Below are 25,245 nucleotides of genomic sequence, written 5' to 3' on the forward strand. Positions count from 1 at the left end.
TGAGTTGTGAGTTGTGAGTTGTGAGTTGTGAGTTGTGAGTTGTGAGTTGTGAGTTGTGAGTGGGCATTATGTTAAATTAAGAATCCGATCATCCCTTAATCCGACGAATCCCGGTTCAGACAATTTTGCGTTAGGGATCGTCGCGGATACCGGCCAATGTGGCTAAGGCCTGTGTAGTATGAGCATAGAGCCCGGCCGCAGGCAACGCCCATTTTAGTATCAAGTAGTAAGTATCAAGTAGCAAGACAAGACTGGAGTTGTGAGTTTGCATTGTTAAATTCGACATTACGAGTAGCTGCTTGTGAGGACACAAGCAGCGGAAAAAAATCTTGCTACTTGATACTGACTACTTGATACTACTTCAAAATGCTATCCGTCACCTTCAAAATATCATAGCTTATTTTGTTGATGAAGCCCAGCTGTTCTTTCAGCAGGTTTTCGTCGGCGGTGAGCTCGGGCTTTTCAACTTCGGGTGATGGGGTTTTGCCAACAGTATACTCAATATTTTGGCCATGCAGTTTTTTATTACTTTCGTTAAGTACCGATATGTTTTTTTTGAGCAAGCGCAGTGCTTCGGGGTGTGGTCGTTGCGCGTTTTTTACCAGGCCGGCCTGTATAACGGCAATATATGATGATAAAATATGGTTAAGTACTACAAATTTGTGCACCTCCTTAACGTTACGCTGCTTGCTTTTGGGCTCGGATGTCATACGCTCAAAAGCGGCCGATAAGTTGGCCGATTTTACGTAGATATCTTTACGGGCCAGCTTGTAGGCCGTGGTACCTATAGTTTTGCCAGATAAACTTTCGGCAATGGTAATCAGGTACTTAATATTGGCTGTTACAACATCGCGCAGGGTTTCTTCAATTATTTCAAACTCCCAGGTAGGGAATATGAGGTAGCTGGCAATAAAAGCTATGGATGAACCTATCACAGTATCCAGGATGCGCTCCTGGGCCACATTTAACAGGCCCACGCCTAAAAATTTAAACAAGATGAGCACGTAGGGTGTCATGAATATAACGCTCACCACATAGTTTAGCCGCTGAAAGCTGTATGTGCCTATCATGAATATAGTTAGCAGGATAAACTGAACGGTGCTATCGGGTATAAAATTCAGGATGAGTATACCAATTGCCCCACCGCCTATGGTACCTATAAGCCTTTGGTAGTTACGTTGTTTGGATAGGCTGAAACCCGGCTTTAATATCACGATGATAGTTAGCAATACCCAATAGCTGTGGTGGCCCTGTGCTACGGTTTTGGCAGTTATAAAGCCAACCAAACAAACTAATGATACCCGTAAGGCGTGTTTAAACGCGCCCGACCCCAAAGTAAAGTTATCAAAGAAAATATGCGGGGCGTAATCCTGGTGGGTTACAAACTGCGAGTACTCCACTTCGCCTTTTATCTCGGTAGATTTTAGCAGCGTTTTTGAATTGTAGTAGTTGTAAATATTGTTGATACTCTCGGTAAGGTTGCGCAGGTTGATGAGCACTTTTTTTAACACCAGGGTGCTGGTTTCCTGCTGGTCTTTCCCTATGGCATCTATTTTCAACTTCAGCTTTTCCAGCTCCAGGTTAAAATCCATCACATGGCGATGGCGGGTGTTTGATAGCACAATGTAGGCCACATCGTCCAGTTCATCGGCCATGTGGTGAATAATGCGGGCTATCTCGTTCAGTACCCCGGTATTCTTAAACCTTTCGCGCATCTGGTAATAGTCATAATGCGTTGCCATTATTTGCTCAAACATGTCTACCAGGTCAACAAAGGTTAAAACCAGGATGCGGCTTGATGGGGTTGATTCCCTTACCACCAGCCTGCTTTTAAACAGCATTTCGCGTACGGCATCCTGGTGCTGGCTTACCTGTATCTGTTGCGATACCAGCTTGCGGTAATTCTCGTCAATGTCGCTGTCGGGATTGTAAAATTCGGCTTTAATACGCAAAAATTTGGCAATATCGGCCACATTTTCGCCAAGGGTTTGCTGGGCTGCCCGGTAGGGGCGGATGCCGAAAAAAATGAGGCTGAACAACATATACCATACACCGCCGGCCAGTATCTGCAGGCTGTACAGCAATATAGCTGATGGGGGCAGGGCCTTATCCATCATAAATATCATAATAAGCAAACTGCAGGTACCTACAGATGCTGCCCTGTTGCCATAAACCGTAAACATGCTAAACAGGAAAGAGAATAAAGTAATCTCGATGCCCAGGGTATAAATATTGAGGCGTGCAAAACCGGTAGTAACTGCTACAATAAATAAGCACAAATTGCCAATAGCCATGGCGTTGCGCTTATGGGTTGCGGGGCCGGGGTTATCAATAACACAAATACAAAGCGCCCCTAATGATAAGGTAAGCCCAAGATCAAATTTGCCAAACTCCAATAACACCAGCGAGGGCAGCAGGATGCCCGCCGAAATGCGTAAACCATCAGAAAAGTACTGACTGTAAAAGAAGCTGTTGATTTCGCGGGTGTTAACTTTCATTATTTTTGTCCGTTTTTATCGGCAATAAAGCTACGATGAATACTTTTATGATTGATTTTTTGTTGAAACAGATATTATGTTTTCATTTACGCTTTTTTTACACTCAAAATGTACTGCAAATTTACAATAATTAAATATTTCGACCTGGTTTTAGTAAATATGGCATTAATACCAGTTTTTTGTTAGTAATTATCTATTTTTTGCCAAAAATGAATTAAATTCACCCCCGGTATTGTGGCCCGCCCTTTACCCATCAATTTTAACCCTCAATTTATTTGTGCTATGTCGTTAAATTTAAAACTCAGTCAAAGGGAAACAACTTTTAACAGCGAAGTTGTAACCCGTTTTGAGTTGTATAATAGTTTATTCCAAACCCTGCCGTTTTACCAGGTAAAGGATACCGGAATTTTGCTGCCCTTTTTCAGCTCGCATTGCGAAAAGGGCGCCGCAATGAACGCATCGCCTACAGATATTATTGAAAGTTTTTTCAAAAAGTACGTACCGGATATTGATCATCGCGAGCAAATTAACCGCATGTTCCGTTTTATACAATATATAGAACGGCAGGTGGTTTTGTTTGATGCCATTGAAGATTCGTCATTTAACAAAATAGGTAAATTTGACGATACAGGTACCCTGCAAAGCCTGTTGCAGCAGGCCGCCATAAGCGATGATACCCGCAAAAACATTAGCGAAAAACTGAAAGATTTTTCGTTAAGGCTGGTACTCACTGCCCACCCAACCCAATTTTATCCGGGCACGGTGCTGGGTATTATGACAGATCTTATCGAGGCCGTAAAAGTTAACGATATCCCTACTATTGATGTGTTGTTGCAGCAGTTGGGCAAAACCCCCTTCTTTAACAAAACATCGCCAACGCCGGTTGATGAGGCCATTAGCCTTACCTGGTTTTTAGAAAATATATTTTATTATGCCGTATCGGGCATCCAGTCAAAACTGGAAGAGGAGTTTGATATTGACACCACCAACCAATTGCTTGAAATGGGCTTTTGGCCAGGCGGCGACAGGGACGGCAACCCCAACGTAACTACCGAAAGCACCAAAGAGGTAGCCAGGTATTTAAGGCAGCGCCTGTTCAGGTGCTACTACCGGGATTACAGGGTGCTTAAGCGCCGCATCACTTTCCGCGGGGTAGAAAAACCAATGGCCAAGCTGGAAAAACTGATTTACCGGAACGCGAATGAAAACCATGCAGACCCCAAAGACCTGCAGGCCGAACTATTGGATTTGCTGCAAACCATTAAACACACCCTGATAACAGACCATGATGGCCTGTTTAAAGATGTTGTAGAAAACCTGATTCAAAAGATCCGCCTGTTTGGTTGTTATTTTGCTACCCTTGATATCAGGCAGGACAGCCGCGTACTGCGTAATGTGTTTGACTATGTAACGTCGCAAACCGAAACCGGTGTTGTTGCCGGTTACCATGATTTTGAAGAAAAGGAAAAGCTTGAAGCGCTTCCGTTTAATGAGCTTGATTATCATCGCGCCGAAGATGCCGATGCCATGACCTGCGATACGCTGGACACCATCAGGCTGATAAAACAAATTCAGCACAGCAATGGCGAAAAGGCCTGCCAGCGTTTTATTATCAGTAACTGCCAGCGCGCATCTGATATTTTACAGCTGATTGACCTGTTTTTGTGGAGCGGATGGAAAAAGGACGAGTTAAAGGTTGATTTTATGCCGCTGTTTGAAACCGTGAACGACCTGGCCAATGCCGGCGAGATCATGGAGCAGCTGTATACCCACCCATATTACGCCGAACATTTAAAATTACGCGGCCAAAGGCAAACCATAATGCTCGGCTTCTCCGACGGAACTAAAGATGGCGGCTACCTGATGGCCAACTGGAGTATTTATAAAGCCAAAGTTGAAATGACGGCCATTGCCCGCAAGTACGGCATTAGCCTGGCTTTTTTTGACGGCAGGGGTGGTCCACCGGCACGTGGTGGCGGCAAAACACACCGGTTTTACGCCTCAATGGGTAACGAGATTGCTAACGAGCACATCCAGCTTACCATTCAGGGCCAAACGGTAAGTTCGCAATATGGCTCTGTTGAAACGGCGAGGTTTAATATGGAGCAATTGCTTAACGCGGGTATCATCTCGGCCCTGCATCCTAACCGTAAAGATTTGTTGGATACCAGGCACAAAACCCTGATATCGGAAATGGCCGATGAGAGTTACTCGCTTTTTATGGCATTGCGAGAGCATCCGTTGTTTTTAGAATACCTTGAAAAGTTTAGTCCGCTCAAATTACTATCAAAAATAAACATCAGCAGCAGGCCAACCAAGCGTGGCGGCGGTGGCCCAATGAAACTGGAAGACCTGCGTGCCATCAGCTTTGTAACCTCCTGGAGCCAGCTTAAACAAAGCATTCCGGGTTTTTACGGCGTAGGTACATCATTAAAAAAGATGAAGGACGAGGGCAACTGGTTGGAAGTGCAGGAACTATACCAAACATCGGGTTTCTTTAAAACCATGCTTGACAACTGTATGATGTCGATGTCGAAATCTGATTTCAGGGTTACCGCTTACCTGGAAAAAGACGAAAAGTTTGGCGAGTTCTGGAAAATGCTGAAGGAGGAGTTTGTGCTTACCCGTGCCATGTTATTGGAGCTAACCGGCAGCGCGGTGCTGATGGAGGAATACCCGGTTGAACGTAAATCAATCGCCATCCGCGAAAAAATTGTATTGCCGCTGGTTATTATGCAGCATTACGCCTTGCAGTGCTTAAATAACTGCAAGGACGAAGAGCTGATAGAAATTTACCGCAAGCTGGTGATCCGCACGGTTTACGGTATAGTGAACGCGGGGAGGAATTTGGCGTAAGCCAGCCCCCTCTAAATCTCCCCCGGTAGGGGAGACTTTTATTAGCAGGCGGCTTTTTAAGACAAAACAAAACGGCGGGACTTTCTTATGAAATCTCGCCGTTTTGTTTTCAAGTCTCCCCTACCGGGGGAGATTTAGAGGGGGCTCGGCTCCATCCCCGTAGATATAGCAAACCTGTTCCATGCGTTAATGGCGATGATAGCCAGGATTACCTGTGCTATATAAGCTTCATCCAAAACCTTTGCAACAGCTTCGTAGGTAGCATCAGATACATGGTGTTGTATCAGGGTTACCTCTTCGGTTAAAGCCAGGATAGCCCGTTCTTCTTCAGTAAAAAATGGCGTTTCGCGCCAGGCGTTCAGGGCGTAAATACGTTGCTCGGTTTCGCCGGCTTTGCGGGCGTCTTTGGTGTGCATATCTATACAAAAGGCACAGCCATTGATTTGCGACGCGCGGATTTTGATCAGTTCGCGGTGGGTTTTGCTTACAATGCCTTTGGCAACGTATTGATCAAGGTTTAATAATATTTTGTAGGCTTCCGGGTCGGTTTTACCGATACTTACTCTTGTTTTCATTTTGTGTATTGTTTTAATACCCCAAAGGTGGCGACAAAACAGGCTTGAAAAAATGAATCAAGATTAAGAAAATGAGGGATAGCTAAACTTTTTTTGCCCTTATTTTACTCATAAACTGCGGCGTAAAACCCAGGTACGATGCCAGCATGTATTGTGGTACCCGCTGCATAAATGCCGGGAACAGGCTGCTGAAGTGGCGGTAACGTTCTTCGTCACTCATGCCGTAAATGTATTTGATACGTGTTTGGGTTGCGCTAAAAGCCCGTTGTTGTACTATCCTAAAATAACGCTCCAGTTTAGGTACGGCTTCAAATAGCTCCTCCTGTTTGTTTTTGCTGATGCTGATAACTTCCGTGTCTTCAACAGCCTGGATATAGTAGTAGGATGGTCGGCCGCTTTCCAGGCTGTCAAAATCGGTCATCCACCAATTTTCAATAGCAAACAAGGTAGTTTGTTCATTCAGTTTTTTGTTGATGAAATACAGGCGCAGGCAGCCCTTACCTACAAAAAAAAGTTCCTTACAAACACGCTCCGGTTCCAGCAGGAATGTTTTTTTCCTGACCGCTTTTACAGTTACCGCTGCATTAATCAGCTGTTCCTCATCCGCAGTAAGCTGAACAAATTTTTTAATATGGTTTGTAAGGGTAGATTGCACATACAATAATACAGGTAATCGGCGGTTTGTACAAAAGGAGTAAAGAGGGTACAAAATCAACCGTCACCGATTATTATCTGCTCATGACGTATTCTACTTTCGAGGTACGCAGGCCTGTCACCCTGAGCCTGTCGAAGAGTCGCGCGGAGAGGCCTTTGCCCGCTATGGTTCGACAAGCTCACCATGACAGCCCTTTTTATAACGTCATTCATTAGCCATTCCCGCGGTCTGTGTCCTCACAGACCGCTATCCGATTGCCGGTTGGTTTGAGCAGGTTGCTCCGAAATATATAAAGGGAAGATGCCTGTGGGGACACAGGCATCGGAAAATGACAATAGGTTGTTTTACATCCCGCAGCCTGTGTTTTCACAGGCCGCTATCCGAATGCCTGTCTTTTTAAATTATTTCTCCAGGTATTCTTTCAACGATATGCCTGTAATATGTGTCCAGCCGGCCACAAAGTTTTCGCGTTTGAATGATGGCAAATTCGGGAAGGTTTCCAGGCCTGCATGCGTAAGTTTAAGCCGGGTTCCGTCACCTTCGGGGAATAACTCCCATGTTACTTCCGAATAGCCCTCATAGCCATCGTACGTCCAGCTGTGGGTAATTTTGCTGCCGTCAACCACCTCGGTAACCTTACACTTGTGTAAAAACTCTGTGGTGCCATCTCCGCCGGTAAATTCAAATTCAAAGCCCACTTCGGGTTTAAAATCGGCTAACTTAAAATACCATTCCGCCATTTTATTAACATCGGTAATAGCCGCCCAAACTTTGCTGATGGGGGCTTTGTAAATGCGCTCAATTACAAAAGGTTCTGTGTTCATAGCTTTTCAATTTTTTGTTTATATAGATGGTGTGTTTTGTTCGTTGGTTAAAAACGCGTCAAGGGCATCCAGTTTGTTTGTCCAAAACCGACGGTACTGTTCGGCCCAGTCGGTAACTTGTTTTAATTGCTTTAGGTCGGCCCTGCAATAGCGTTCGCGGCCATGTTGTTTAATCACCAGTAGGCCACATTGGGTCAGTATTTTGATGTGTTTGGACACCGCTGGTCGGCTCATATTAAAATTATCGGCAACGGCGTTCAGGTTCATGCTTTGGTGGGCAATCAGGTTGATGATCTCACGGCGGGTAGGATCGGCAATGGCTTTAAAAACGTCTCGGTGCATATGTTAAAAATGGCTATATGAAACCATTTGGTTACAAATATATATGAAACCAAATGGTTACGCAATGGTTTGTAAAAAAAAATGCTGTATCGATTTTCCGGGCAGCACAACGGCATTAAAAAACCAGGAATAGCCATTTGAAGATACCGGTGAAACATACCGGCCAATTGAATTCCGATGTTAAAATCGAGTTTGGAATACTATGGACCACCGAAGGTGCATCACAGGTTAGCTATAGGACGTCTGGAGGGTTTTCAAAAGGAGTGAAGCGGTGTATCAATGGTATATGGAAAGGTAGCTTGCGAAAATATAAATTAGTGATTATTAAATAATTGAAAATTTGAAGCAACTTATTTGTCGGATGGGTTTTTCTTTTTGTTCAAGAGCATATCTACCATTTTGGTCAAACGTTCGTCGCGGGTTTTTTCCTGTTTGGCCGTTAGTATCCAAAGCACATATTCTTTTTTGTTACTGTATGATAGCTGCTGGTACCAGGCCATTGCCGGCGGATGCTGCTCAATTGTACTTTTTATATAGTCGGGTAGGATAACCGCCTTATTATCAACATCAATATAAGCGCTGTGCTCGTTATTACGAATACCATCGTTGCGTCCTTCGGATACTTTTACCTTATCCTGCGGGCGAAAACGCAAGGCAGTCCAGGTTTCATTTATGGCGGCAGATGCAACCGGGCGCAGTCCATAAACGGTGGGTTCGTTCCAGATGCTCATCATCTCCAGGTCGGTGCTGATTTTAGAAGTTTTTTTGGGATAAATGATCCAGAAAACAGCGTCATCTTTTAATACCGGGGCAATTACTTTAAGCTCGGATGCCAGTTCCTGGCTATTGGTTACAAATAAAAGTACGCCGTTAAAATTTCCGGTTGTATTAAAAACAATTTCGGCATCGTTGGGCAGCGGCAGTAAGCTATCCAGGAAATTAGCCGGTGAATTATGCAATAACCAACGGGAATTGGCTTTTATCTGGAGCTTTTTGGTTAAGGCGTTCATTTTTGTTCATGGTTAATGGTTCATAGATCATGGTTAATAGTTCATGGCCGAACAAGTTACAAACTTTAAAAGAAACTATAAATTTCGGTATATGCTCATTGATCAACACAAAGCTGTTTGCAATTTTTGCGCTTAAAAGGAACCATGAACCATCAACTATGAACCATGAACAAAAATCAACCAATAGCCAGCTTGGCAAAAAAATCCCACAGCACAATGCCGGCTGATACTACAATGTTGAAGGAGTGTTTGGTGCCAAATTGGGGGATTTCGATGCATGCGTCTATGGTTTGCATGACCTCGTCACTTACGCCGTTTACTTCGTTGCCAAATATGAGGGCGTATTTTTGGGTGGCATCGGGAGTGAATTCATTGAGCATGGTGCTGTTTTCGGCCTGCTCGACGGCAATAATCTGGTAGCCCTCACTGCGTAATTTTTCAATAGCCTGCAGCGGAGTTTCGTAATAAGTCCAGTTTACGGATAGGGTTGCACCCAGGGCAGTTTTTTCAATTTCGCGGTGCGGGGGTTGGGCAGTAATACCACAGAGGCAAATTTGCTCAACCGCAAAACCATCCGAAGTACGAAAAATGGAGCCGATATTGTGCATGCTGCGCACGTTATCCAACACTACGGCAACCGGCAGCTTAGCTTGTTCTTTAAATTCATCAACCGAAGCCCGGTTCAGCTCATCTAATTTTAATTTGCGAATCTCCATAGTGGTTCATTAGTTCACTGGTTCATTAGTTCATTGGTCTTTTATGACGGGTTAATGAACTAATGAACCACTGGAGCGCAAAAGTATCGATTAATAGCTTAAATAACCACTTCGTTTAGTAAGCCTACGCCGTTGCCTATTAATGAGCTGTATACCGATGGTGCGTAACCTATTTTGCGGGTATAGTATTCGGTAACGCCTTTGCTATAATCTTCAAAGGCATCGCCTTTTACCAAGGCTATAGCGCAGCCGCCAAAGCCTGCGCCTGTCATGCGGGCTCCGGCTACGTTGGGGTTTGTTTTACTGTATTCGGCAACGGTATCCAATTCGATGCCGCTTACCTCGTACAAATCGCGTAGCGAATCGTGCGAGGCGTACATCAGGCGGCCAAATTCATCCAGGTTGTTGCCGGCCAATGCTTTGGCTGCAAGTTTTACCCGGTCGTTTTCTTCAATAACGTGTTTGGCGCGTTTCAGTACGGTAGGGTTGGTAATCAGGTACTGGTATTTGCCGAAGGTTTCGGCATCGATATCGCATAAGTAGTTGATGTTCAATTCCTGCTGTAATGCTTTTAAAGCGGTTTGGCATTCTTCTACACGTTCGTTGTACTTTGATTCGGCCAGTTTGCGGGGCTTGTTGGTATTGATGATAGCCAGCACATATTCGCCCAGGTTACTGTCAACCGCTTCGTAATCAAGCGTATCGCAATTCAGCATCAGGGCTTTGTTTTTTTCGCCGAAGGCAACTGCAAATTGGTCCATAATACCACAGTTTACGCCAATAAAGTTGTTCTCAACTGACTTGGATAGTTTAACCAAATCAAGCTTGCTGTAACCGCTATTAAAAATATCATTTAAGGCGAAAGAGGTTACTACCTCGATAGAGGCCGACGATGACAAGCCTGAACCGATAGGGATATCACCGTAAAAAAGCATGTCGAGGCCCTGTAAATCATGACCTTCCTGTATAAAGCTGTTGATTACACCGATTGGGAAATTAAACCAGGTTTCGCCAACTTTTTCATATGATGCCTGTAAGGGAGTATCTTGCTGCTCGCTGAAATTTAAACTTCTGAAACGGAAAATACCATCCTCATTGGGCGATGTTAACAGGTAAGTGCCAAAAGTGATGGCGCAGGGCATAACCAGCCCCCCGTTATAGTCGATATGTTCGCCGATAAGGTTTACGCGTCCTGGTGAGAAGTAGGCGTTGTCGGCTTCTTTATTAAAGATGTTGATAAATTCCTGGTGCAGATTATTCTTCATTATTCGGGTTATATTACAATTGGAAAACAAATATTGTAAAAATTGTCAAGTTTACATTTATAAATGTAAATTAATTTCAAAAAAACATCAAATTTTTATGAGAAATATTGAGGTTTTGTATGGATTTTTAATTTTATAGCTTTACATCCGGCAAAAAATAAAGACCAACCTTATCGGTTGGTTTTTACCAAAATTTAAAACTCATGAAACAATACCTGGTTACCGGTTATGATTATACCGACGAAGGCGCCCTTGAACGCCGCATGAATGTACGCCCGCATCACCTTGATGGGATTAAGGAGCTTAAAGCAAACGGCAATTTTATTGCCGCTGCTGCCTTTTTAAACGATGAGGGCAATATGATAGGCTCGGTAATGATGCTTCAATTTGAATCCGAAGAGCAATTAGATGCCTGGAAACTGGCCGAGCCTTACGTAACCCAAAATGTTTGGGAATCTGTAGATGTGAAGCCTATTAAAGTGGCGGTTATTTAGTGGGCAGTTTTCAGTTAGCTGTTCATTAATTGCAAACTCAGCTTCCGTCATAGTGAAAATTTAAGACTGCAAACTGCCTACCGCAAACTGCCAACTATTCTCTTCCCACCCGCCAGTGGTTCATTTGCCAGTAGCCTTCGGCATCTTTGGTGTAAAACGCGGTATAGCCGATGCCCATCATATTAAAATCGAAAGCAAATTCGGTTACAGTGGGGTCATCGGGTAAAAAATTGGGGAGTACGCTATCGGCAACTAAAGCTATTTGTTCACTTAGCTCGTCCTTATCGTTTTTAACAACTTTAATTTCGGTGCTTTTTATATAATCTTCCAGGTTTTTAAACTGGTAATCGGGCATGGGGGCAAATTCGTCCTTAAGCTTGCGGGCGGCTTTAAACGCATCTGCAAGGCTTTGTTGTTTATAGGCTTCCATGGCTTTTAATAAATCGGGGGCAGATATTTCGGGCACGCCATCGGCACCGGTGGTGTAAAAGCTGTTTAGTATTTCTTCTTTGGTTTTCATGTGCAGGGTATGACTTTAATACAAAACAAAAGGATGCAGTAAAATTAACCACATCCTTTTGCTTTTAGTCTTAAATAGCAAATTAATTACAAATCGCCAAGGCTGTTCAGCACATCCATATCGTCTTCGGATAGTTGAATGTTGGCTGTTTTCATATTTTCTTCCAGGTGTTTAACGCTCGAGGTGCCCGGGATGAGCAATATATTTGGCGAATGGTGCAGTAACCAGCTTAAAGCAACCTGGTGAATGGTAACGCCATGTTTACCGGCCACACGTTGCAATACTTCTTCGCCTTTTACATTGCCGCCACCAAGCGGGAACCAGGGGATAAAGGCGATATTGTGTTCGCGTGTGTACTCCAATTCAGCCTCCCATTTACGGTTATCAACGCTGTACATGTTTTGTACCGATACCACCTCAAAAAACTGTTGTGCCAATTGTATATCCTGCACACTCACCTCAGATAAGCCTATGTGTTTAATTTTGCCATCCTGTTGTGCTTTTTGCAACACTTCGAATGATTTTTCGGCAGGCACTTTTGGGTCAATGCGGTGCAGTTGGTACAGGTCGATCCTTTGCAGCCTAAGGCGTTTAAGGCTTCCTTCAAGGGCCTGCGTTAAATGCGCGGGCGATGAATCAATTGGCCATTCGTTAGGGCCGGTACGCAGCAAGCCGCCTTTTGTTCCAATAACCAGGTCGGCGGGGTAGGGTACAAGGGCCTCGGCAATTAATTGTTCAGATATAAATGGGCCATAACTATCGGCCGTATCAATAAAATTAACGCCCAGTTCAACCGCGCGTTTAAGAACACGGATACACTCTTTTTTATCATTGGGTGGCCCCCAAATACCCGCGCCTGTAATGCGCATGGCGCCATATCCCAGGCGGTTTATTTTGAAATCGCCCCCTAAACTGAAAGTTTTTTCAAATGAACTTGTTGTTGTTGCCATATTGTTATTGTTGATTATAAATGAACTCAAATATGGACGCATTGTTTGGGGGGAGTATCAAGTAGTAAGTATCAAGTATCAAGATTTTTGCTGACGGACAGGATTGCTGCAATTTTTAGTGGCAAGGAGTTAATAAAAAATCTTGATACTTACTACTTGATACTAAAAAACAATTTAGAATTTCCTTCCTCAATCTGGCGCGAGAATGACGGGCCGTTGAGAGCGCAATGGCTTCTCGTGCCGATGGTGGTTTAAATACATGGCGGCAAGGCACGAGTAGCCCACCTTTACAGGCCTTTACGCGGATACTCGCGCCAGGATGGGGGGAGTTTTTAAAATCCGGTAATCCGATTAATCTCATAAAATCCGGGTTCAGATAATCTTGCGTTAGGGATCGGCGCGGATACCGGCCAATGTGGCTAAGGCCTGTGTAGTATGAGCAGAGAGCCCGGCCGCAGGCAATGCCCACCTCAGTATCAAGTAGCGAGTATCAGGTATCAAGATTTTGATTGTTAGGTGATCAGACATTCCAGCTAATAGATGGTGTGCCGTAGTCTTGATACTTGATACTTGCGACCGGATACTAAAAATTGCAGCAGTCTTGATACTCGCTACTTGATACTAAAAAGCTATCTTTCCATAAAAAAATAACCACCATGACCGATCAGAATTTTACCAATCACAGGCGCTTTGCGCCAGGCTATCATTACGTATTAACCCTTTTGCTTTTAGTCGGCGTTGTATCGGCTATTGTAAATGCGGTATTGCAATGGGGCACCGGCGGACTGATGGCCTCGCTGCTGATATTGCTGCTGTTTATCTGTTTGCTGTTTGTTTTTATAATGATGCGCACCTTTCCGTTAAAGGCGCAGGACAGGGCTATACGCGCCGAAGAGAGCCTGCGTTATTTTATACTTACCCGCCAGCCATTAAGCAGAAACCTTAGTATTGGTCAGATAGCTGCCCTCCGTTTTGCGGCCGATGAGGAAATGGTGCAGCTTGTTGAAAAAACACTGACAGATAACCTTAAACCCGATGAAGTTAAAAAAGCGATCCAAACCTGGCGGGCCGACCATCATAGGGTGTAGGGTTAAATTCTAAACCCCAAAATCTAAATCCTAAACTCTAAACTCCAAATTCGAAGATTGGAAGCCAAGGTATTAAATTGAACCACTGAATTTTAGGATTTAGAGCTTAGAATTTTGGGTTTTCAACTTACCTCCAGGCCCCCAAAATAGCGCCCATCAGCGTTAGGGATACCAAGCTGTAGCCGCCGTTAATAAATATCAGCCGCCAACTTTTAAGTTCGAAAAGGCTCATGGTGGCAATGGCGCAAAATGTCCAGACGCCGGCAAGAGCGCCTGCTGTTGTCCCCCAGACCAGGTCTGTTTTTGCATCGGCCAAAAAGGCTGCCAGGTTTGCGGCCATAATGAGTGAAAAGATGGCGGTCATTCCAAAAATCTTTAGCTTGTTGCCGGCCTTTAAATCGTCTTCATTAAGTTTATTGTCGGCTATCCATGCTTTGGCGAACATTATTGGCGAATACCAGATACCGCCTACTAAAAATGAGGAGAGAGCAGCCACCACAACGGCAGCCCAGTTGATTAATTTAGGATCCATGATGATAAGTTTATGTGTGATTTACGTGTAATTAAAGTTATCTGTTTTTGGATCAAACAACAAAGATTTTTTGTGGAATAAGGGGGCTAATTTTATGATCGGGACGATTTTATTACTACCTATAACATGTTGTAATTTCGATTGCGCAGGCTTGTCACCCTGAGCCTGTCGAAGGGGCGTGCGGAGAGGCCTTTGCCCACTATGGTTCGACAGGCTCACCATGACAACGCTCTTTAGTATGTCATTTTCCCTTCAGAATTTTGTGGAATTTTACGACTTCCTATGACTAATTTGGTTTTACACAAACACCGGCTTTGAACGCTGGCTAAGACTCACCCGGTCTACGCTGCGCTGGGCCACCCTCTCTCCGGTTGACGCCGCAAAGAGGGTTAACTCCAATTTTCTATTTCGCCCCTCTATGCGACGCAGTCGAAGAGAAGGGGCAGGCGGGCGGATCCCCGTCGGGGTGAGTCGACTCGCCCCTTGCAAAAAAATCTACTTCACATTAAAGTGTATTACCTGCCTGCCTAAATTACCATCGCCATCAAGGCCCTCGATAATGGCCCGGTATGAGCCGCGGGCGTCGCTGTTGTAAAAGTTAAAGGTGGCTACGCCATTTTTATCGGTAATTACTTTAGGGTTCCAGTAAATGGTGTTCCTTAGGTCGAGCCCTATTACGCTGCTTTTGCCAACCTCGTACTTAGGTACGTAAAAATCTTTTGCCTTGCTATAGCCCTGTACCGCAAACGTAATTACATTTTGTTTGGGTATCAAAGCCATTAATTGCGACAGCGAAATTTTTTGAGTTTTAACCACTTTTTTGTGGATGATCATAACCCCTTTTGTGCCGTTTACACGGTTTATGCCGCTTAAACCATCGTTCAAAAATATCTCTACCGATTCTACATCATCGCCACTCATTGATGCCAGGTTGTTAACATCAATCTGGGCACTGTTAATATAAATTTGTACCGGCGTGGTTTTTTTTCCCTGGTTGTAATCGCGGGTTACATAGAAGTTATTATCCGCATAGGTTAAACCAAGCGCCATGGTGCTTAAGCAATTGATCAAAATAGGGCAGCCTTTCAGTTGCTCCGGGTTTATTTCATGATCGGCTTGCGGGCTTAGGCCAGAAAATGTGCCATAATCATTATGGCTGGCTTTTTTAACAACAGCTTTTGCCTTAATTACTACCTCTTTCAGCACCCTCGAGCTTTGATATTGTTTATGGCTGTTTTCCAGGTACGGGCGGATAACGCTATCAATGTTCACAATTTCGTCGGCTACATTGGGGTTTTTGTTTACTTTTTGATAAAGTTCGCCGTTAACGTTTATCACCATGTTTCTGCCGTTGGGGTTATTGCGGGCACTCAGCGTGATTTTTGAAGTATCTCTCACCATTACATCCGAAAACTTGAAGTTGCCTGTCATATCGGTGAGGGTTTCGGCCGAAAAATTATTATCTGGCACAATAAGGCGAATGCTGCCCTTGCTAACCGGCAGCCCGGTATTGGTGCGTAATATACCCGATACTTCGATGCCCTGCTCAGGTGCTGTATAAATAGGAGGGTTTTTATCGGCCAGTATGTCCTCGTAATTAAAACGGGTATAACCCTGGGTAAGCATCAAAATATCAAGATTGTCTGATTTTTCCTGGTCGGGTTTATTAAAGTAGTAGTTGGGTTTTTCGATATAGCCTTTAAGATCAGATGTAAGCAGGATGTAACTTAATATGGTTTGCTCGTTATTTTCTTCGGATGGGATGGTGGCATCGTCCAAAACGGCTACCGAAAAGCTGCCTATTACCGGGGCAGTTTTGTTAAGCGCCGTTACCGATATTTTTACGTTTTGGCGAACAGTATATGATGGCTTATCGGTTTTCAAATTAAGGCTCAGCTGATCGTTATGCTGTATAAATACCAGGCGCTGGCACAATGCATAGCCCCCCGATGAAAACAACGTGATTTGCAATATGCCGGTGGGGAACTTTGCTTTCGGGATAGCTGCCGAGTAGCTTAGATCTTTTAATACGGTAGAAGCGGCGTAATAAATAACACCCCCGCTTTGCGCTACCAGGTAAAAGCTTTTGTTTTGTTTGCGCTGCAAAAACACATCATTTGCGGCTATTTTTATGTTAAGATTATCAGGGTCGCTGTTATTAACGGTAAGGCCTATGCCCATACTTTGCACCCTTGGTAACTTGTATACAGCCGATGAGCCGTTGGGGAAAGTTACAGTAGCTGTGTATGTTTTGCCGCTTTCGGGTGTTAAGCCAAACACTCCCATACCAAGGTGGGTCGATGTAAATGTGGTTATTTCGGTTCCGGCATCGTCGGTTATTTTACCCTTAGTATCGGCTCCCAGGCCTTTGGCGTTGATGGCTTTAAATGCTACTTTGGTGCGCACGCCATTGGTTAGCTGCCCACTTTCGGGAAAAAATTGTACGTCGAAATTGGTTATAGATCCTGTTAGCGGGAATGTGTTGGTAATAAAATTGCGGTCGCCCATATCAATTGCCGTCACCAGCGATCCTGATGTAAGGGTTGGGGCGTCATTTTCCGGCAGTTCAACCAATAAGTTACCCTTGGCATCGGTTGTGCCTTTGCCTTTGGCTATGGCGTCGCCGTTGCGCACCAATTGCCAGCTTACTTTTTTATCTGCATAAGGTGCACTTGTAGGGTCTTTGTAAACAATGTTGGCATTTAGCTTAATCAGGCCACCCTTTTTGCCCGAGCTTTTATAACTGATGAAAGTATTCACCTTATTATCAATAGCGTTACCAATGTTAATGGTACGGTCATAAAAATATTCGGCATCAAAATTACGCATCCAGTTGGTGTATGCCCTTATGCGGTAGGTGCCTTGCTTAATTGTTTCGCCATCCAGCGTAATATTTCCGTTGGCAAAGCCGCTTTTAAGGGGCAGCCGCAAGCCTGCTATTACCGAATCCTGGCTGTTAAGTAAATCTACATAAACAATGCCGCTTAAGGCCGAAGGCTGGTGTTTCTCCACCGTTACGTAAGCTTTAAGCCAGATGGTATCGCCGGCTGCATAATAAGGCTTATCCAGGTGCAGGTAAACTTTTTCTATCGGAAAGGATGTTGAATACTTCGCGGTTTTTTCGATAACGGAATTAATAGGAATACTATCCTGCTGGGCCATTGCGGCTAAGCCAAAAGATAAAAACAGCGATGCTACGAGTAAAAATTTTCTTGATATCATTAATATAATATAAAGCGGCTAACGGGGCTAATATAAACATTTAGGGCTGTTGCATACGGGGCGCATAAAGCATTTAACATTTTTTTACAAACTGGCAGGATTTGAACGATGTTTTACAATGAACGCTTAAAATTAAGCTGCATTGTTTTGCATGGCGAAAGTTAAAGCCATTTGGCAGCATAGCACAGAAAATAACATGATTGTTACTTTTTGCAATGAAAAACACCTGCAGAGCAGCGCTATTTAGCCGATGATATTTTACCTTCAACATGTACAGATACCATGCTGGAATGTACAATACCCAGCGTGGAGCCTGGCTTTACATTAAGATAAAGCTTAAAATAGCTCTCCATAATACCACTGGCCATCCGGTTATAGGCCTGGGCAAATTCGGGTCCGCTGATGGCAAGATCAATAAGGGGGATGCCGTAATGCATGCCGCCCTTATCATCGATATACATGGTGAATGAATAATAAAAATCCTTGTACGCTTTGTTGATCACGATATCATAAGTAGGGTCGAGGTAATCGTCGGACGGGTCGAAATTATTTTCGATAGTGGGTTTTGTAGTGCGGCGGCTTACTGTTACCTGTGGGCTGCGGCTGGTAATTTGGGCCGGCTGCCTTGCCGAAAACTGTTTTTTATAATCGGCATTTGCTTTTGCCGCCAGTGAGCGGATAAACAAAGTATCCTGCCGGCTGGGGTGCCTTAGTATCGATGTATCGGTGTGCAAAACGTTTTTTACGTAATTATCTGCATAAAAGGTCATGTATACTTTGGTGCCCTTGATATCAAGCGAATCGCCTTTTTGTTTAATAATTTCAAGGATAAGGCTGTCTTTAGTCATTTTTTGCACTTTTAGCCAGGAGCGTGCGGCATTAAAAATAGAATCGTACCCGCGTGTAAGCGGAAAATTGATAAATGCCTTTTTTGTAGGGCTGTATATGCTTACCGAATCATCAGATACAAACTTAAGCTTCCATTGCGGCTCCAGCTGGTAGCCATATTCGTTAAATGACAATCCGTTTTTTTGCCTGCGTTTTACTTCTGAATAGTTGATGCCGTTATAAGGCTTAAAGTCTATTAATTCTTTTTTTTTATTGCCCGGTCCTCCGCAGCCCATTTGTGCAAGCGAGATGATAGTAAGCAGTATAAAACCAGCCGGTTTTATTGTTTTTATATTGATAGATAGCATACGGCTTAAAGATATATATAATTCAATAAACCGCTAAAACGGACTTTTAGATTTTGAAACTTAGGGGTTTCTGATGAAATATTTCTTCCTATCTATCTCAAAATGGCTTACCAATGAACGAATTAGGTGCTGAACTGACAAATTAACTACTCGCTTTTAAGGCTTTTTACAGGATTGGCTATCGCAGCTTTAATGGTTTGGAAACCCGACGTAATGATGGCTACAACAACCATTCCGCCGCCGCTTGCGGCAAATATCCACCAGCTAATGGGGGTACGGTCGGCAAAACTTTGCATCCATTTGTTCATTGCCAGCCAAGCTATCGGTGTTACCACAACAAATGCAAGCAATATCAGCATCACCAGCTCCTTTGAAAGTAAAGCCACTATTTGGCTAACCGAGGCACCTACAACCTTGCGGATACCAATTTCTTTGGTGCGCTGGTTTGTAGTGTAAATAGTAAGCCCCAAAAGGCCCAGGCAGCCAATGATGATAGATAATGCGGTTGCCCAGCTAAGCAGGGTAGAGGTGCGTTGCTCGCTTTCATAAAAACGGGCAATATTTTCATCAAAAAAATGGTAATCGAAATCCTGTTCGGGGTAGGTTTGTTTCCATGCGATGTGCATGGCTGTTATGGCTTTTTCCCAATCGCCGGGGGCGGTTTGCGGGTTTAGGGCAATGTGAAAAATCCGGTTAAAATACTGTCCGGGTTGTATAAGCAATATAACCGGTTTAATGGCATCGTGTAGTGATGATTGATGAAAATCAGAAAGCACACCTACTACCTGCCGGTGGTCGCCATGAAAGGATATGGGTTTTCCAATTGCATCTGCCGGGTTTTTAAAGCCAATAACTTTGGCATAAGTTTCATTGATGAGCATGCCGCTCAGGGAGTCCCGTTGTTCAAGCGTTCGGCCTTTTAATAGTTTTAAATTATATATTCTGGTATAGTTTTCGTCCCCAAACTTGGGTAATACATCGGTTTTAATCTCTTTTTTGCCATCGTTGTAGGTGGCTTGTTCCATATCTGTATAGTTGGATGCAGGCGCATCTATACCCATACTTAACTGGTTAACCTGCGGAATTGCCATTAATTTATTCCTGAATAAGTACTGAACCTGCATCGACCGGTTTTGCCATGGGCTCTCAATAATAAGGATAGCATCTTTTTTATACCCCAGGTTTTTATTTAGCGCATAGTACACCTGTTTGCTCACCAACACTGTTGCCATTACAAAAAATTGAGCTATAACAAACTGGGTAACAGTTAGTGTTTTACGTAAAAAGACGTTGCTGTTTTGCCGGCTGTGGTAGCCCGATTGATTTTTAAGTACCTGTAGTGTTTTATAACCCGATAGCACCTTGGCCGGGTAAAATCCTGCAAGCAAGCTTACTAATACAGTTAAACCAAGTAAAAACAGGATAATGCCCGGATTGGTAAAATCTGCCTTTAGGCCTGCCGGCGTAAAACCTGAAAATGCTTTTAACAAAACCGGGGTAAGCGCGGTTGATATCATAACCGCCATTAGTGTGATACAAAAGGTTTCGAACAAAAACTGGAATACCAGTTGCTTACGGCTGCTGCCCAACGTTTTGCGGATGCCTATTTCCTTGGCCCTTTGGGTAGCCTGCGCTGTTGTCAGGTTGATGAAATTAATGCAACCCAACAATAGTAACATGATGGCGATTGCTATTAAACCATATAAAGCTGGCTTATTGGCTGTTGGCCGGTTATAAAATATACCGTACGGGCTATCAAAATGCATATCGGCAAGTGGCTGTAAACGTAGCTGGTAAGATGAACGATTAAATTGCTGATCAGTAGCGGTATGTGCTTTTAATATGGCATTTAATTGTTTCTCAACCGATATTGGATTTGCACCAGGTGCCGTTCTTATAAAATATTGGTCCCAGGCTAAATTTGTATTGGGGTGCCAATCGGTAAATTTATATTGCAGGGTTTTGATTGCCTTAAAGGTGTTATATGAAATAAAATCATGAAAGGCAAGATCGGTGTTACCTGCAGGTTGCTCAACAATGCCGGTAACCACGGAAGTTTGCTGATCATAGTGCCTGTCGTAAATAATTGTTTTACCCACCACGTCGGAAGGCGAAAGGTTGGGGAAATATAGTTTAGCCCTGGCCGCTGTTAATACCACCTGGTTAATCCCGGTTAAAGCCGTTTGCGCCGTGCCTGCAAGCCAGTGATAGTTGAACAGGTTAAAATAACGTTCATCGGCATAAATCATATCGTCCTGCTCTTTGTAACGGGTGCCGGCGGTTTGGCTGTTAGGTATCACCACATCAAGGTGCGCTATGGTTTCAAAAGGGGCTGCGTTTTCTATCCCGGTTGCCTCTTTTTTTGCAGCATCGGCCAACGGTACAGGCGATGCGCTGCTGTAAGATAAATTGCCATTAAAGGTATAGCTGGTAACCACACGATAAATGCGATTGCCATCGTGGTGGAATTTATCAAAAGTAAAATCAAAGTGTACTATGAGGTATATAACCAGTGCGGCGCTTATGCCTACAGATAAGCCGGTGATGTTAATGAGCGTGAAAAGTTTGTGACGCCAGAAATTCCGGACAGCTGATTTAAGGTAAGTTTTTATCATTGTTGTTAACTGATTATAGGTTTAATGGTTAACGTAGGGCTAGTTTATTTATTGGAACCGCTGTTTTATATTCCTGTTATTCCCTGCACATGAATGTTAATTTCGCTGGCATGCAGCATATTCAATGTTTTGCCTGGTGTAACTTTCAGGTAATGTTTTAAATAGCTGTTCATGACGGCGGTAGATTGACGTATGTAGTCGTCTTTTAAGGATTGGCCAAGAAAGGGGATGAGCGGCTCATTATAATGCATTTGGCCATCAGCATCAATATATACACTAAATGAGTAATAAAAATCGGCGTACGCTTTACTTATCACGATATCAAACGTTGGGTTCATATAATCGTCAGATGTATCAAAATGATTAAGCAGATCACCTTCGGCAATCCATTTTTTTACTTTCACCATGTGGCTTGTGCTTGTTAAAGTGGCGGGCTGCCGGGCTGCAAATGCTTCGGTATAATCTTTATTAGCGGCATCAGATAGTCTTTTGATGAAGAGCGAATCTTTGTGGTTTGCTCTTTTTAAAATCGTGGTATCTGTGTGCAGGGTGTTTTTGATGTAATCATCAGCATAAAAAGTCATATAAATTTTTATGCCACGGGTGTCAACGGTGTCGCCATATGATTTAATTATTTCAAGTTTCAAGCTATCCCGGTTCATTGCTTTTACTTTGAGCCAGGTACGCGCGGTATTAAAAATAGAATCGTAGCCACGTGTTAACGGAAAGTTGATGAATTTTCCCTTTATTGGGCTATAGATGCTTGCCGAATCGTTGGATACAAAGTTGATACGCCATTGAGGCTCCATCTGGTAACCATAGTTTGTGAACGAAAGTCCGTTTGCTGTAAGTCGCGAAATTTCTGAATAAGCTACTCCCCATACCGGTTTAAACGATATCAGGTCTTTTTCACCGTTATGTTTAACCACAGGAGGCTGTTTACAGGCAAGGTTAATGAATATTAAAAGTGTTAGCAGTAATGCAGGCAGCTTTGTTTTGATTATCATCAGGTAAAGGATTTTAGCTTTAAATATAGGTTATTGATTTAATAAAATAATATTTGCCTGGCTTTTATACTATTGCCTGGCTTGTAATTTTAAAACCAACCGGCGGCTGAGTAGTTAAAGAATAAAGCAAGAAATCATGGGAGTTGAAATAGAACGTAAATTTTTAGTTGATGGCGATCAATGGCAACAAATGCCAAAGCCGATAGGTACGTACTTTAGGCAAGGCTATATTTTAAGCGAGCCGGGTAAAACTATCAGGGTTCGTGTAACGCCTGATGAGGGTTTTATTACCATAAAAGGAGGCACTACCGGCTTAAGCAGGTTAGAGTATGAGTATGCAATTCCTGCCGTGGATGGTGAAGAGCTGTTGGATAATTTTGCCATATCCGAACTGACAAAACGCAGATATCGGATTGATGTTGGCGGCAAGGTGTGGGAAGTAGACGAGTTTTTAGGCGATAACAAAGGCCTGCTGGTTGCCGAAATTGAACTGGAAAGTGAAGACGAAAAATTTATACTGCCGCCCTGGGTTACCACCGAGGTTAGCGGCGATGCAAGGTATTACAATTCAAATTTATCGGTAACGCCATTTTGCAAATGGTAGCAAAATCAGGCGCACTCGGGCAAACCCAGTAAGATATCCGTTTCAGGATCGCCGCTGATGGTTTTTACATATTTGTTGCCTTTGGGGCAAAGGGCCGGTATCAGGCAGGTTTTGTTGCCATATTCGTCAATAATATAGGCTTCACCGTCCTCGTTCTTTATCCAGTCGTAAAGTTTAGCACGTTCGGTTATCCCTTTAACGTTTATTCGTTCGTTAATCCACTCCAGTAATTCTATTGCCACATACGGGTTATCGTGTGGCGTTTCATCGGTTTTAATACAAAGAATACGTACAGCCATGGTTAAAATACTTTAATTAATCAGGTGCGATAAAATTAAAGCAAAAAGAAAAATGCTGAAATAGGTGTTTTCACCCATTTGGGCATACGTAGTTTTACTTATGGGCTACTACAATTGCCTGAACTGATGCCTGGAGCAAAATGCTGCAACGAGAGGAAGTGCCGCAATACAATCTCCTTAAAATACAAAAGCCCTGGTTTAAGCATAACTCAACCCAGGGCTTTTGCGGTTAATAAAAATATTAAGCCCAGCCAGTACCTTTTTTAGCGTTACCATTGGCAATATGCTCTTCGGCAGTGGCTTTGCCCATGATAGCAGCCATTTTGTTACCTGCACCATCCGTACCGGTAGCAATGTACCTTCCAGATTTAATGTCGATCACGGGATCAACCATTGGTACATTCTTAGTTTTGGTTTTCACTGAATACGCGGTAATACCGCTTCCTTTTTCTGTTGCCATGATAAGTTCTTTTTGTTTAATTTAAGTTAACCCGATTAATGCCGAATTGTTTTCGGCCTACTCACAATTGGTTTTACAGTGTAAACATGCATTAAAAAATTTTAATTCAAAATATTTAGCATAAATAATTTGTTAACACATTTAATGCATTGTTAATAAAAAATGACTTAGGGTGGTTTAATGATGTCTGTTATGAAACTAAATATATTTAAAAGACAGTTTTAAGTAAACCAATGACCTATTTTAACATTATGGCTTTGCGTTTTGCATTAACGCGCTATTGAATTTAACAATGAGGCTGAAAAGGTCCCGGTACTTGTTTAATGGGAGTGTAGCGCTTAAATCAAATACGTCATGGTAGGCTTTTATGCCGCCCAGGGTGTAAATAAAAAATGCAGGCACGCCTTTTTCGGTAAATAAATAATGATCGCTGTTGGCTGCTTTACCCCGTTTGGCCACTTTAACAAAGTAGTGATTATCGTTATTGATCTGCTGGATGGCGGCAAATTCATTTGGATAAACGGTGGCATTTACCACGGTTATCCCTTCGATACCGGTGCCATTCAAATCAAGATTGATCAAAAAGCGAATCTTTTTCAGGTCGATCAAAGGGTTTTCTGTAAAATATTTTGAGCCAAGCAAACCGGCTTCCTCGCCCGAAAAAGCAATAAAAGCCATGGTGTACGGTTGTGGATTGGCGGCATAGTATTTGGCCAGGCTTAACATCTGGGTTAGTCCGCTGGCATTATCATTGGCTCCGGGGAAGTACGTATTGTTGCCCATGCCTCCTAAATGATCGTAATGGGCGGTAACCACGATGATAGAATCGGGTTTAACGGTACCCTTCACCACACCACAAACATTTGCAGTTTTGAAATCAGGGATGAGTTGGTTTTCTATAGCTACGGTTAATGAAGCTGGCAACTGCTTCAACGCCTTTTTATCAACTTGTATCACGGTAAAATCAAGCACTTTACCTTCAACCGACCAGGTGAGTTTATCTTCCAGTGATACAATAACCCGGTTTTGCCGGTCTACAAAATGTGTGCTATCGGTTTGTTCCAGCTTGCCTGTGCCGGTTGCGCCGCGGCTGTCCGGGCTTACGATGAACTCCTTGCCGGGAATAAGCTTAACCCCATTGATGGTAACATCCATTTTGCCGGGGAAAATATTAACCGGGTAGCTAAACTCCTGCAGGTAATTTTTGCCCGCCATTGGTTTTACACCATAGCTTTTAAACTGTGCCGATATAAATGCAGCAGCCTTATGCACACCATCATGGGTATAGCCGCGCCCCCAGAAGTATGGCGAGGTAAGCGTATCTACCAGTTTACGGGCAAACAGGCTATCTTGCGCAAAGGCAGTACCAGATATAAAAAACAGTAATAAGGTTAGTTTAAATTTCATTGCCTAAAATTATGTAATTTGTTTAATTTTTGCGTACACATGTCAGTTGCCTTGATAAAGCTAACTTACCAAGGTTATACAACGCCACACACCAATGAACTGATGAACCA

At 43.4% G+C, this 25,245-nt stretch carries 22 protein-coding genes; 4 read left to right on the forward strand and 18 right to left on the reverse strand.

What is annotated here, in order from left to right; translation table 11 throughout:
• Positions 1–356 precede the first annotated feature (356 nt).
• Positions 357–2,498 carry an FUSC family membrane protein gene (locus tag AC1RM2_RS26285; protein ID WP_492988075.1) on the reverse strand — a complete coding sequence of 714 codons (2,142 nt, stop codon included), beginning with the start codon at positions 2,496–2,498 and terminating at the stop codon, positions 357–359.
• A gap of 282 nt (positions 2,499–2,780) precedes the next feature.
• Here AC1RM2_RS26285 and AC1RM2_RS26290 point away from each other — a divergent pair, with 282 nt between their 5' ends.
• A complete protein-coding gene (locus AC1RM2_RS26290) occupies positions 2,781–5,354 on the forward strand; it encodes a phosphoenolpyruvate carboxylase (RefSeq protein ID WP_492988076.1) in 2,574 nt (857 codons plus the stop codon).
• A 134-nt stretch (positions 5,355–5,488) separates the two neighbouring features.
• Here AC1RM2_RS26290 and AC1RM2_RS26295 read toward each other — a convergent pair whose 3' ends face one another.
• The 7 genes from AC1RM2_RS26295 to AC1RM2_RS26325 all read right to left on the reverse strand — a co-directional run bounded on the left by AC1RM2_RS26295 (position 5,489) and on the right by AC1RM2_RS26325 (position 10,741).
• Complete coding sequence (locus AC1RM2_RS26295) at positions 5,489–5,929, reverse strand: carboxymuconolactone decarboxylase family protein (RefSeq protein ID WP_492988077.1); 441 nt, start codon at positions 5,927–5,929, stop codon at positions 5,489–5,491.
• Positions 5,930–6,011: 82 nt separating this feature from the next.
• Entirely contained in the window at positions 6,012–6,584 is a 573-nt protein-coding gene (locus tag AC1RM2_RS26300; RefSeq protein WP_492988078.1) for a Crp/Fnr family transcriptional regulator, read from the reverse strand.
• 401 nt (positions 6,585–6,985) lie between these two features.
• Positions 6,986–7,408 (reverse strand): SRPBCC family protein, encoded by a 423-nt coding sequence (locus tag AC1RM2_RS26305; protein WP_492988079.1) that lies wholly within the window; start codon positions 7,406–7,408, stop codon positions 6,986–6,988.
• 18 nt (positions 7,409–7,426) lie between these two features.
• A complete protein-coding gene (locus tag AC1RM2_RS26310) occupies positions 7,427–7,750 on the reverse strand; it encodes an ArsR/SmtB family transcription factor (protein ID WP_492988080.1) in 324 nt (107 codons plus the stop codon).
• A gap of 350 nt (positions 7,751–8,100) precedes the next feature.
• On the reverse strand, positions 8,101–8,760 hold the full coding sequence (locus tag AC1RM2_RS26315; protein WP_492988081.1) for a YdeI/OmpD-associated family protein: 660 nt from the start codon (positions 8,758–8,760) through the stop codon (positions 8,101–8,103).
• 176 nt (positions 8,761–8,936) lie between these two features.
• Positions 8,937–9,470: an RNA methyltransferase gene (locus AC1RM2_RS26320; protein WP_492988276.1), complete on the reverse strand. Its 534-nt coding sequence runs from the start codon at positions 9,468–9,470 to the stop codon at positions 8,937–8,939.
• Positions 9,471–9,574: 104 nt separating this feature from the next.
• Positions 9,575–10,741, reverse strand: a complete 1,167-nt coding sequence (locus AC1RM2_RS26325) for a galactokinase (RefSeq protein ID WP_492988082.1) — start codon at positions 10,739–10,741, stop codon at positions 9,575–9,577.
• Between the two features lie 203 nt (positions 10,742–10,944).
• Here AC1RM2_RS26325 and AC1RM2_RS26330 point away from each other — a divergent pair, with 203 nt between their 5' ends.
• Complete coding sequence (locus tag AC1RM2_RS26330) at positions 10,945–11,235, forward strand: YciI family protein (RefSeq protein WP_492988083.1); 291 nt, start codon at positions 10,945–10,947, stop codon at positions 11,233–11,235.
• 94 nt (positions 11,236–11,329) lie between these two features.
• Here AC1RM2_RS26330 and AC1RM2_RS26335 read toward each other — a convergent pair whose 3' ends face one another.
• The gene (locus AC1RM2_RS26335; protein WP_492988084.1) at positions 11,330–11,755 is read right to left on the reverse strand and encodes a hypothetical protein; all 426 of its coding nucleotides are present in this window, start codon (positions 11,753–11,755) and stop codon (positions 11,330–11,332) included.
• Between the two features lie 86 nt (positions 11,756–11,841).
• Positions 11,842–12,705 carry an aldo/keto reductase gene (locus AC1RM2_RS26340; RefSeq protein WP_492988085.1) on the reverse strand — a complete coding sequence of 288 codons (864 nt, stop codon included), beginning with the start codon at positions 12,703–12,705 and terminating at the stop codon, positions 11,842–11,844.
• Between the two features lie 656 nt (positions 12,706–13,361).
• Between AC1RM2_RS26340 and AC1RM2_RS26345 the strand changes: the two genes are divergently transcribed.
• Positions 13,362–13,793: a DUF6526 family protein gene (locus AC1RM2_RS26345; protein ID WP_492988086.1), complete on the forward strand. Its 432-nt coding sequence runs from the start codon at positions 13,362–13,364 to the stop codon at positions 13,791–13,793.
• A gap of 127 nt (positions 13,794–13,920) precedes the next feature.
• On the opposite strand, the gene AC1RM2_RS26350 is transcribed toward AC1RM2_RS26345, so the two are convergent.
• The 5 genes from AC1RM2_RS26350 to AC1RM2_RS26370 form a co-directional block, all read right to left on the reverse strand.
• Entirely contained in the window at positions 13,921–14,325 is a 405-nt protein-coding gene (locus AC1RM2_RS26350; RefSeq protein ID WP_492988087.1) for a DUF1761 domain-containing protein, read from the reverse strand.
• A 495-nt stretch (positions 14,326–14,820) separates the two neighbouring features.
• A complete protein-coding gene (locus AC1RM2_RS26355) occupies positions 14,821–17,547 on the reverse strand; it encodes a carboxypeptidase regulatory-like domain-containing protein (protein WP_492988088.1) in 2,727 nt (908 codons plus the stop codon).
• Between the two features lie 239 nt (positions 17,548–17,786).
• Positions 17,787–18,743: a hypothetical protein gene (locus AC1RM2_RS26360; RefSeq protein WP_492988089.1), complete on the reverse strand. Its 957-nt coding sequence runs from the start codon at positions 18,741–18,743 to the stop codon at positions 17,787–17,789.
• 146 nt (positions 18,744–18,889) lie between these two features.
• Positions 18,890–21,358, reverse strand: a complete 2,469-nt coding sequence (locus AC1RM2_RS26365) for an ABC transporter permease (RefSeq protein ID WP_492988090.1) — start codon at positions 21,356–21,358, stop codon at positions 18,890–18,892.
• A 65-nt stretch (positions 21,359–21,423) separates the two neighbouring features.
• Positions 21,424–22,365, reverse strand: a complete 942-nt coding sequence (locus AC1RM2_RS26370) for a hypothetical protein (RefSeq protein WP_492988091.1) — start codon at positions 22,363–22,365, stop codon at positions 21,424–21,426.
• A gap of 136 nt (positions 22,366–22,501) precedes the next feature.
• On the opposite strand from AC1RM2_RS26370, the gene AC1RM2_RS26375 reads away from it, so the two are divergent.
• Positions 22,502–22,969: a CYTH domain-containing protein gene (locus tag AC1RM2_RS26375; protein ID WP_492988092.1), complete on the forward strand. Its 468-nt coding sequence runs from the start codon at positions 22,502–22,504 to the stop codon at positions 22,967–22,969.
• A gap of 5 nt (positions 22,970–22,974) precedes the next feature.
• Here AC1RM2_RS26375 and AC1RM2_RS26380 read toward each other — a convergent pair whose 3' ends face one another.
• The 3 genes from AC1RM2_RS26380 to AC1RM2_RS26390 all read right to left on the reverse strand — a co-directional run bounded on the left by AC1RM2_RS26380 (position 22,975) and on the right by AC1RM2_RS26390 (position 25,135).
• On the reverse strand, positions 22,975–23,268 hold the full coding sequence (locus AC1RM2_RS26380) for a hypothetical protein (RefSeq protein WP_492988093.1): 294 nt from the start codon (positions 23,266–23,268) through the stop codon (positions 22,975–22,977).
• A 241-nt stretch (positions 23,269–23,509) separates the two neighbouring features.
• Positions 23,510–23,728 carry a hypothetical protein gene (locus AC1RM2_RS26385; protein ID WP_090649425.1) on the reverse strand — a complete coding sequence of 73 codons (219 nt, stop codon included), beginning with the start codon at positions 23,726–23,728 and terminating at the stop codon, positions 23,510–23,512.
• 249 nt (positions 23,729–23,977) lie between these two features.
• Positions 23,978–25,135, reverse strand: coding sequence for a M28 family metallopeptidase (locus AC1RM2_RS26390; RefSeq protein ID WP_492988094.1), 1,158 nt, complete (start codon positions 25,133–25,135; stop codon positions 23,978–23,980).
• Positions 25,136–25,245 lie beyond the last annotated feature (110 nt).

Source organism: Mucilaginibacter sp. GW822-FHT03E02, assembly GCF_058801545.1.

What these genes read in the sequence shown, in the direction of transcription:
- AC1RM2_RS26315 (WP_492988081.1), bottom strand. Translation starts at nt 8,760, where the DNA reads ATGAACGCCTTAACCAAAAAGCTCCAGATAAAAGCCAATTCCCGTTGG.
- AC1RM2_RS26370 (WP_492988091.1), bottom strand. Translation starts at nt 22,365, where the DNA reads ATGATAATCAAAACAAAGCTGCCTGCATTACTGCTAACACTTTTAATA.
- AC1RM2_RS26330 (WP_492988083.1), top strand. Translation starts at nt 10,945, where the DNA reads ATGAAACAATACCTGGTTACCGGTTATGATTATACCGACGAAGGCGCC.
- AC1RM2_RS26365 (WP_492988090.1), bottom strand. Translation starts at nt 21,358, where the DNA reads ATGATAAAAACTTACCTTAAATCAGCTGTCCGGAATTTCTGGCGTCAC.
- AC1RM2_RS26305 (WP_492988079.1), bottom strand. Translation starts at nt 7,408, where the DNA reads ATGAACACAGAACCTTTTGTAATTGAGCGCATTTACAAAGCCCCCATC.
- AC1RM2_RS26325 (WP_492988082.1), bottom strand. Translation starts at nt 10,741, where the DNA reads ATGAAGAATAATCTGCACCAGGAATTTATCAACATCTTTAATAAAGAA.
- AC1RM2_RS26360 (WP_492988089.1), bottom strand. Translation starts at nt 18,743, where the DNA reads ATGCTATCTATCAATATAAAAACAATAAAACCGGCTGGTTTTATACTG.
- AC1RM2_RS26335 (WP_492988084.1), bottom strand. Translation starts at nt 11,755, where the DNA reads ATGAAAACCAAAGAAGAAATACTAAACAGCTTTTACACCACCGGTGCC.
- AC1RM2_RS26290 (WP_492988076.1), top strand. Translation starts at nt 2,781, where the DNA reads ATGTCGTTAAATTTAAAACTCAGTCAAAGGGAAACAACTTTTAACAGC.
- AC1RM2_RS26390 (WP_492988094.1), bottom strand. Translation starts at nt 25,135, where the DNA reads ATGAAATTTAAACTAACCTTATTACTGTTTTTTATATCTGGTACTGCC.
- AC1RM2_RS26350 (WP_492988087.1), bottom strand. Translation starts at nt 14,325, where the DNA reads ATGGATCCTAAATTAATCAACTGGGCTGCCGTTGTGGTGGCTGCTCTC.
- AC1RM2_RS26375 (WP_492988092.1), top strand. Translation starts at nt 22,502, where the DNA reads ATGGGAGTTGAAATAGAACGTAAATTTTTAGTTGATGGCGATCAATGG.
- AC1RM2_RS26345 (WP_492988086.1), top strand. Translation starts at nt 13,362, where the DNA reads ATGACCGATCAGAATTTTACCAATCACAGGCGCTTTGCGCCAGGCTAT.
- AC1RM2_RS26340 (WP_492988085.1), bottom strand. Translation starts at nt 12,705, where the DNA reads ATGGCAACAACAACAAGTTCATTTGAAAAAACTTTCAGTTTAGGGGGC.
- AC1RM2_RS26385 (WP_090649425.1), bottom strand. Translation starts at nt 23,728, where the DNA reads ATGGCAACAGAAAAAGGAAGCGGTATTACCGCGTATTCAGTGAAAACC.
- AC1RM2_RS26380 (WP_492988093.1), bottom strand. Translation starts at nt 23,268, where the DNA reads ATGGCTGTACGTATTCTTTGTATTAAAACCGATGAAACGCCACACGAT.
- AC1RM2_RS26285 (WP_492988075.1), bottom strand. Translation starts at nt 2,498, where the DNA reads ATGAAAGTTAACACCCGCGAAATCAACAGCTTCTTTTACAGTCAGTAC.
- AC1RM2_RS26355 (WP_492988088.1), bottom strand. Translation starts at nt 17,547, where the DNA reads ATGATATCAAGAAAATTTTTACTCGTAGCATCGCTGTTTTTATCTTTT.
- AC1RM2_RS26295 (WP_492988077.1), bottom strand. Translation starts at nt 5,929, where the DNA reads ATGAAAACAAGAGTAAGTATCGGTAAAACCGACCCGGAAGCCTACAAA.
- AC1RM2_RS26310 (WP_492988080.1), bottom strand. Translation starts at nt 7,750, where the DNA reads ATGCACCGAGACGTTTTTAAAGCCATTGCCGATCCTACCCGCCGTGAG.